We start from the raw sequence: 6,806 nt of genomic DNA on the forward strand, positions 1-6,806 counted from the left end.
CACGGGGCTCACTCGGGGGCGATGGAGTGGATGAGTTGCACCACGCGGGTCAGGACGTCCGGGTCGGTTTCCGGCGGGACGCCGTGGCCCAGGTTGAGCACGTGGCCGGGGGCGGCGGCACCGGCGGCGATGACCTCGCGGACGTGGGCCTCGAGCACCTCCCACGGGGCGGCCAGCAGGGCCGGGTCGATGTTGCCCTGCAGCGGCACGGTGCCGCCCAGGCGGCGGTTGGCCTCGTCGAGGGGCAGGCGGTAGTCGACGCCGACGACGTCGACGCCCACGTCGCGCATGGCGACCAGCAGTTCCGAGGTTCCGGTGCCGAAGTGGATCAGCGGGGCGCCCAGGTGGCGGACGTGGTCCAGAGCCCGGGCCGAGGCGGGGGCCACGAAGCGGGTGTAGTCGTTCAGGCCGAGGGAGCCGGCCCAGGAGTCGAAGAGCTGGGCGGCGGAGGCGCCGGCCTCGAGCTGGGCTCGCAGGAACATGCCGGAGGCGTCGGCGGCCCAGTTGGCCAGCGCGGTCCAGGTCTCCGGGTCGGCGTGCATCATGGTGCGCGGGCCCAGGTGGTCGCGGGAGGGGCGGCCCTCCACCATGTAGGCGGCTAGCGTGAAGGGGGCCCCGGCGAAGCCGATCAGCGGGGTAGTGCCAAGCTCGGCGACGGTCAGCCGGACGGCCTCGCGGATCGGTTCCAGCGCCTCCCAGGTCAGGGTGGGCAGCGCGGCGACGTCGGCGGCGGTGCGGACCGGGGTGTCCAGGACGGGTCCGACGCCGGGGACGATGTCGACGCCGACGCCTGCCAGCTTGAGCGGGATGACGATGTCGGAGAAGAAGATTGCCGCGTCCACGTCGTGCCGGCGGACCGGCTGCAGGGTGATTTCCGAGGCCAGCTCGGGGCGGAGGCAGGAATCCAGCATGGCCACGCCCTCGCGGACCTTCAGGTATTCGGGCAGCGAGCGGCCGGCCTGGCGCATGAACCAGACGGGACGGCGGGAGGGCGTGCCGCCGCGGTAGGCGGTGATCAGCGGCGACCCGGAGGTGCGGCCGTCCATCAGGGGGTGGCCGGCGTCGAGCCCGCCCTGGGCGCCGGGGGTGCCGTCCGTTCCGTCCAGTGTCGAGTCGTGGGGTGCCGCCGCGCGTGAAGTCATGCCTTTGATTCTGCCCAAAACCGGCCCCAAAAGATAACGACAGGCTGTCAAACGGCGGCCGCGGGCGCCGGATGTGCTGCGGCTCACAGCCGGGAGTGCCCAGTCCCACGTCCGGAAACTCTTCTACCGGAGGACGAAAAAGCTATGATGGTCGTGCTGTGGTTCTTTTCTCATTGGTGGCTACACACGCCGACATCGATCTCGAGACCGTTGCTCAGTTGAGCACCGGTGCCTCCGGCCTTGCCACTTCAGCCCTAGCAGAATCCCCTGCCGTCGCCGGCGCCGTCGTACTCTCCACCTGCAACCGGTTCGAGATCTACGGCGAGGCACCGAACCCCGACGACGTCGAGGCGGCCCGCGCCGCCCTGATCTCCCGGATCAGCGACACCAGCGGCCTGAACAAGCAGCTGGTGTCCCGCGCCTTCAACACCCGTACCGGCGCGGACGTCAGCCGGCACCTCTTCGCCGTCAGCTCCGGGCTGGATTCCGCCGTCGTCGGCGAACGCGAGATCGCCGGCCAGGTGCGCCGCGCCTTGATCTCCGCCCAGCACGAGGGAACCGCCAGCTCCGGCTTGGTCCGGCTCTTCCAGGCCGCCTCGAAGACCGCCAAGGACGTCGGCGCGCAGACCGCCCTCGGCTCCCGCGGCCTCTCGATCGTCTCCGTCGCCCTCGACCTGGCCACCGACCTCTCCGAGAGCAACGACTGGGCCGGCAAGAAGGTCGTGGTCTTCGGCACCGGCGCCTACGCCGGCGCCACCATGTCCCTGCTGCGGGAACGCGGCTGCACCGACATCTCCGTCTTCTCCTCATCCGGCCGCGCCGCCGGATTCGTCGCCACCCGCGGCGGGACCGCCCTGGACAGCGACTCGCTGCCGGGCGCCGTCGCCGCGGCGGACATCATGATCGGCTGCAGCGGCTCGGACAGCCGGGTCGAGGCGGACGAGCTCGCCCGCATCCGCTCGGCCTCGCCGCAGCCGCTGATCGCCATCGACCTGGCGCTCACCCACGACTTCGACCCCGCCGTGGCCGAGCTCGACGGCGTCGAACTCCTCACCCTCGAATCGGTCCGCCTCGCCGCGCCGCAGGAGCAGGCCGAGTCCCTGACCCAGGCCAGCGGCATCGTGGCCGGCGCCGCCACCGCCTTCGAGCAGGAGCGGGTGGCGCGGTCCGTGGACTCCGCCATCGTGGCCCTGCGCCGGCACACCATGGACGTCCTTGACGCCGAGATGGAGAAGGTCCGCGCCCGTCACGGCTGCACCGCCGCCGCCGAGGAGGTCGAGTTCGCCCTCCGCCGCATGGTCAAGCAGCTGCTGCACGTCCCGACGGTCCGCGCCCGTGAGCTGGCGGCCAACGGCCAGCAGGCCGACTACGTCGCCGGCTTGGAGGCCGTCTACGGCATCACCGTCGAACAGCCCGCCCAGCCAGCCGCCGGCAAGGCACCGCGGGCCGCGGAGGCCGGCTGCCCGGTCGACCACAGCGAATCCGCCTGACGAATCCCCTGCCTGGCGTTTCTCCCGCCTGACCCGCCCCTTGACCGGCCCTGCCACCCGACCTTCCCGCGGCCGCTGACTATGCGAATGCGTTGATGCCGGTCAGTTCCGCCGACTTCTGCCACAGCCTTTCCGCCGCCTCCCGGTCGATCGCGTGGGCGTCGACGCCGCGGACCCTGGCCTCCGGCGAGCCCGGCACGGTAGGCGCCGCGATGTCGCAGTCCTCGCAGTAGACCCCGCCCATTCCCGCCAGCCGCGGTGAGGTGGCGGCCCAGACCGAGGTGGCCGCGCCCTGCTCCGGGGTTTTGAAGCGTTCGTTGACGTTCCCGGCCTCGTCCATCCAGCCGGAGGCGATCATTTCCTCGCGGGGCAGGTGGCGTTGCAGTTCGGTCATGATGCCGCCGGGGTGGACGGCGAAGGCACGCACTCCGGAGGACTTGCCCAGGGCGTCGAGTTCGACGGCGAAGAGCGCGTTGGCCGTCTTGGCCTGGCCGTAGGCCTGCCATTTGTCGTAGCCGGAGTCGAAGTTCAGGTCCTCGAACCGGACCGGCGAGAGCTTGTGGCCGGTGGAGGACAACGCAACCACCCGGGCCCCGTCCCCGGCGGACAGGGCGGGCCACAGCAGGTTGGCCAGGGCGTAGTGGCCCAGGTGGTTGGTGGCGAACTGTACTTCCCAGCCGGGCCCGACGCGGGTTTCCGGGCTGGCCATGATGGCCGCGTTGTTGATCAGGATGTCCAGGCTGCCGGCCTCTCCAAGGAAGCCGGAGGCGAGGAGGTCCGCAGCGAAGCTCCTGACGCTGTCCAGGTCGGAGAGGTCCAGGGCGGCGACGGTCACGCCGTCGAGGCCGGCCCGGTCCAGCACCTCGCGGGCGTGTTCGGGCCGGCGGGCCGGGACCATGACCTTGGCGCCGGCGGAGGCCAGTGCCCGGACCGTTTCGAGGCCCAGCCCGGAATAGCCTCCGGTGACGACGGCGGTCTTGCCGTGCAGGTCGATTCCCGCGACCGCTTCGGCCGCCGTCGTGCGGGGCCCGAATCCGGAGCCGAGGGGGTGCTGCGGGGTGGTGCCGTTGTCCGTGACCATGGAGCTGCCTTTCAGTAGACGGGTTTGCCGGGCTCGACGTCCCGGACCCAGGCGAGGATGCCGCCCTCGAGGTGGCTGACGCGCTCGTAGCCTGCGGCCCGGGCGGCGGCCAGGACGGCCGCGGACCGGGTGCCGGCCTTGCAGTGGAACACGATGTCCGTGTCCTGCGGCAGCTCGGCCCACGCCTCGCCGGCGAGGATCCGGCCCTGCGGGATGAGCCGGGCGCCCTCAATCCGGACGATGTCGTACTCGCCGCTCTCCCGGACGTCCACCAGTTCGAACTGCCGCAGGCCCGCGTTGCGGGAGGCGAGCATGGTGGCCAGCTGGGTGGCGGTGATGGTGTGCCCGGTGTCCGTGCCGGCGTCGGCGGCGGGGGTGATCCCGCAGAACGCCTCGTAGTCGGTCAGTTCGGTGACCCTGGGCGCGTCCGGGTCGCGGGAGACCTTGATTTCGCGCCAGCTGCCGCCCAGGGCGTCGAAGAGCGCCACCCGTCCCAGCAAGGAACGGCCGACGCCGGTGATGAGTTTGACCGCCTCGGAAACCATCAGGGAGCCGACGGCGGCACACAGCATGCCGAAGACCCCGCCCTCGCCACAGGAAGGGACGGACCCGGCCGGCGGCGCCTCGGGATACAGGTCGCGGTAGGTGGGGCCGTGCTGCTCCCAGAACACGCTGACCTGCCCGTCGAAGCGGAAGATCGACCCCCAGACGTAGGGCTTGCCCAGGATGGCGGCCGCATCGTTGACCAGGTAGCGGGTGGCGAAGTTGTCCGCCCCGTCGATGATCAGGTCATAGCCGGCGAACAGTTCCAGGGCGTTGGACGCGTCGAGCCGGACGTTGTGCAGGCGGACGTCAACGAGGGGGTTCAGGGCGGCGATTGCGTCCCGCGCCGACTCGGTCTTGGGCCGGCCGACGTCGGCGACGCTGTGGATCACTTGGCGCTGCAGGTTGCTCAGGTCGACGTCGTCGTCGTCGATGATCCCGAGCGTTCCGACGCCGGCGGCCGCCAGGTACAGCAGCGTGGGTGAGCCGAGCCCGCCGGCGCCAATCACCAGGACTTTGGCGTTCTTCAGGCGGCGTTGGCCCAGGGATCCGATCTCGGGAATGATGAGGTGGCGGGAATACCGTTCCACCTCCGCCGCGGTGAGGTCGGCGGCCGGTTCCACCAGCGGGCCGGGAGCCTGGCCGGCCGCGGGGGAAGTACTGTTCTCGGTCAACTTCGAAGCCATACTTCAATCTATGCCCGAAGTTGCCGCCAGTCATATTACCCCCGCGTATTGTGGAACCAACAGCGAGGAAAGAAGGCCCAGAGTGGTTCATCAGGCACCGGTTGATCGGGGACAGACCGGAAAGCCGGCCGCGCAGCCGCGCACCGGTGGGCAGCGTTCCGCCCGCCTGCCCCGCGATGAACGCCGGGCCCAGCTGCTGGCCGCCGCGCAGGAGGTCTTCGTCGCGAACGGCTACCACGGTGCCGCCATGGATGAGATCGCCGAGACCGCCCACGTGAGCAAGCCGGTCCTCTACCAGCACTTCCCGTCCAAGCGTGAGCTTTACTTGGCGCTGCTGGACAGCCACCTCTCCACCCTCACCGCGCTGCTGCTGGGGGCCTTGAACTCCACGACCGACAACGACGAACGCGTCCAGGCGGTCATGCGGGCCTACTTCCGGTTCATCGCCCACGACGACCAGGCGCACCGGCTGGTGTTCGAGTCCGACCTGGTGAACGACGCCGACGTCGCCCGCCGGCTTGAGACCTTCAACAAGACGTTCGCCGACGCGATCGCCAAGGTCATCGCCGAGGACACCAAACTCCCGCTGCTGGAGGCCCAGCTGCTGGGCCGCGGCCTGTCCGGCATGGCCCAGGTCAGCGCCCGGTACTGGCTGGAAACGGACGGCAACCTGGACCTCGATGTGGCCAGCGACCTGATCTACCGTTTAGCTTGGCGCGGAATCAGCCGCTTCCCGAAAGAGTCCTAGACTACAAATAGAAAACCCCCTTTAGGGGAACGTGAACACTTTGATTGGCTGGGAGGCCTTGCTGTGGAAGTAAAGATCGGCATTCAGAACATCGGCCGCGAAATCGCCCTGGAGTCCGGCCAGGACGCCGACGCCGTGGCGGCGCTGGTCAGCGAGGCCATCGCCAAGGGCACCGAGCTGCGCCTCACCGATGAGAAGGGCCGCCAGGTAATCGTGCCGGCCGGCGTCCTCGGCTATGTCGAGATCGGCGCCGAAGAGGTCCGCCGCGTCGGCTTCGGCGCCCTCTAGGACCCGCTGTGCTCTCCCTCATCGTGGTGGCGATGGTGGCCGTTGCCGCCGGCTTCGTCGTCTGGGCCAATGACAAGCGGCATGCCAAGTACGGCATCGCCGTACCCGCCGGTGTCGCCCTCACGGTGGGGATGCTCAGTTGGATCATCTTCCAGGCCGCGGGCCTCGGCTATCAGCCGGGCCTGACCTGGATCCCGTGGATCCTGCCGCTGCTGCTCGCCGCGGCCGCCGCGGTTGCCGCCGTCGTGCTCCTGGGCCGGTCCCGCACCGCCCAGGACACGGAGCGGCTGAACGCCATCCTGCGCTCCTAGCCCCCTACAGCGCCTGCTGCAGCACCCAGCGGTTGCCGTCCGGATCGCTGAGGTGGGCGAACAGGACGCCGCCCATGTCCTCGATTTCGCTGACCTCCGCCCCGCGGCCCACCAGCTCCGCGCGCGTCGCCGCCAGATCCGGGGTCACCAGTTGCAGCCCCTCGAGGCTGCCGGGCTTCATCCCGGTCATGCCCGTCCCGATCACAATCGACGCCGCGGAGCCGGGCGGGGTCAGCTGGACCACCCGCATCCCCGGGATGTGTTCGACGTCGTGGTCCAGCACGAACCCCATCCGTTCGGAATAGAACTCCTTGGCCGCGTCGACGTCGGCCACCGGAACCTGAATCACTTCTAGGCGCATCTGCATGCGCCTAGGCTACGCAGAAAACAGATATTGGTGGGGTGGGGACCAATCCGTGGGGCGGGTGTTACCGAAGTACTTCTGACAGACCAAGCCGGTCCCTTCGGTTTGATCAGGCCGCGTTCGCGGGCCTGGGCCGGGCTTTTCCCCATTCGT

8 protein-coding genes are annotated in these 6,806 nt (G+C 69.9%); 4 read left to right on the forward strand and 4 right to left on the reverse strand.

Translation table 11 applies throughout. The features are described from left to right. Positions 1-8 precede the first annotated feature (8 nt). Positions 9-1,142, reverse strand: a complete 1,134-nt coding sequence (hemE, locus tag ACFVY3_RS15370; RefSeq protein ID WP_400160364.1) for a uroporphyrinogen decarboxylase — start codon at positions 1,140-1,142, stop codon at positions 9-11. Between the two features lie 158 nt (positions 1,143-1,300). Between hemE and ACFVY3_RS15375 the strand changes: the two genes are divergently transcribed. Next, the gene (locus tag ACFVY3_RS15375) at positions 1,301-2,632 is read left to right on the forward strand and encodes a glutamyl-tRNA reductase (RefSeq protein ID WP_400160365.1); all 1,332 of its coding nucleotides are present in this window, start codon (positions 1,301-1,303) and stop codon (positions 2,630-2,632) included. Positions 2,633-2,711: 79 nt separating this feature from the next. Here the strand turns inward: ACFVY3_RS15375 and ACFVY3_RS15380 are convergent, their stop codons facing one another. Both ACFVY3_RS15380 and moeB read right to left on the reverse strand, forming a co-directional pair. Next, positions 2,712-3,713 (reverse strand): SDR family NAD(P)-dependent oxidoreductase, encoded by a 1,002-nt coding sequence (locus ACFVY3_RS15380; RefSeq protein WP_400160366.1) that lies wholly within the window; start codon positions 3,711-3,713, stop codon positions 2,712-2,714. A gap of 11 nt (positions 3,714-3,724) precedes the next feature. Continuing rightward, on the reverse strand, positions 3,725-4,942 hold the full coding sequence (gene moeB, locus ACFVY3_RS15385) for a molybdopterin-synthase adenylyltransferase MoeB (protein WP_400160367.1): 1,218 nt from the start codon (positions 4,940-4,942) through the stop codon (positions 3,725-3,727). An 82-nt stretch (positions 4,943-5,024) separates the two neighbouring features. Here moeB and ACFVY3_RS15390 point away from each other — a divergent pair, with 82 nt between their 5' ends. The 3 genes from ACFVY3_RS15390 (at position 5,025) to ACFVY3_RS15400 (ending at position 6,289) form a co-directional block, all read left to right on the forward strand. Then, positions 5,025-5,690, forward strand: coding sequence for a TetR/AcrR family transcriptional regulator (locus ACFVY3_RS15390; RefSeq protein ID WP_290255737.1), 666 nt, complete (start codon positions 5,025-5,027; stop codon positions 5,688-5,690). Positions 5,691-5,753: 63 nt separating this feature from the next. Then, positions 5,754-5,978 (forward strand): DUF3107 domain-containing protein, encoded by a 225-nt coding sequence (locus tag ACFVY3_RS15395; RefSeq protein ID WP_290255738.1) that lies wholly within the window; start codon positions 5,754-5,756, stop codon positions 5,976-5,978. An 8-nt stretch (positions 5,979-5,986) separates the two neighbouring features. After that, positions 5,987-6,289, forward strand: coding sequence for a hypothetical protein (locus tag ACFVY3_RS15400; protein ID WP_290255739.1), 303 nt, complete (start codon positions 5,987-5,989; stop codon positions 6,287-6,289). A gap of 4 nt (positions 6,290-6,293) precedes the next feature. Here the strand turns inward: ACFVY3_RS15400 and ACFVY3_RS15405 are convergent, their stop codons facing one another. Then, on the reverse strand, positions 6,294-6,656 hold the full coding sequence (locus tag ACFVY3_RS15405; RefSeq protein ID WP_400160368.1) for a VOC family protein: 363 nt from the start codon (positions 6,654-6,656) through the stop codon (positions 6,294-6,296). Positions 6,657-6,806: the final 150 nt, after the last annotated feature.

Origin of the sequence: Arthrobacter sp. BPSS-3 (assembly GCF_044628475.1) — a bacterium.
GTDB lineage: Bacteria > Actinomycetota > Actinomycetes > Actinomycetales > Micrococcaceae > Arthrobacter.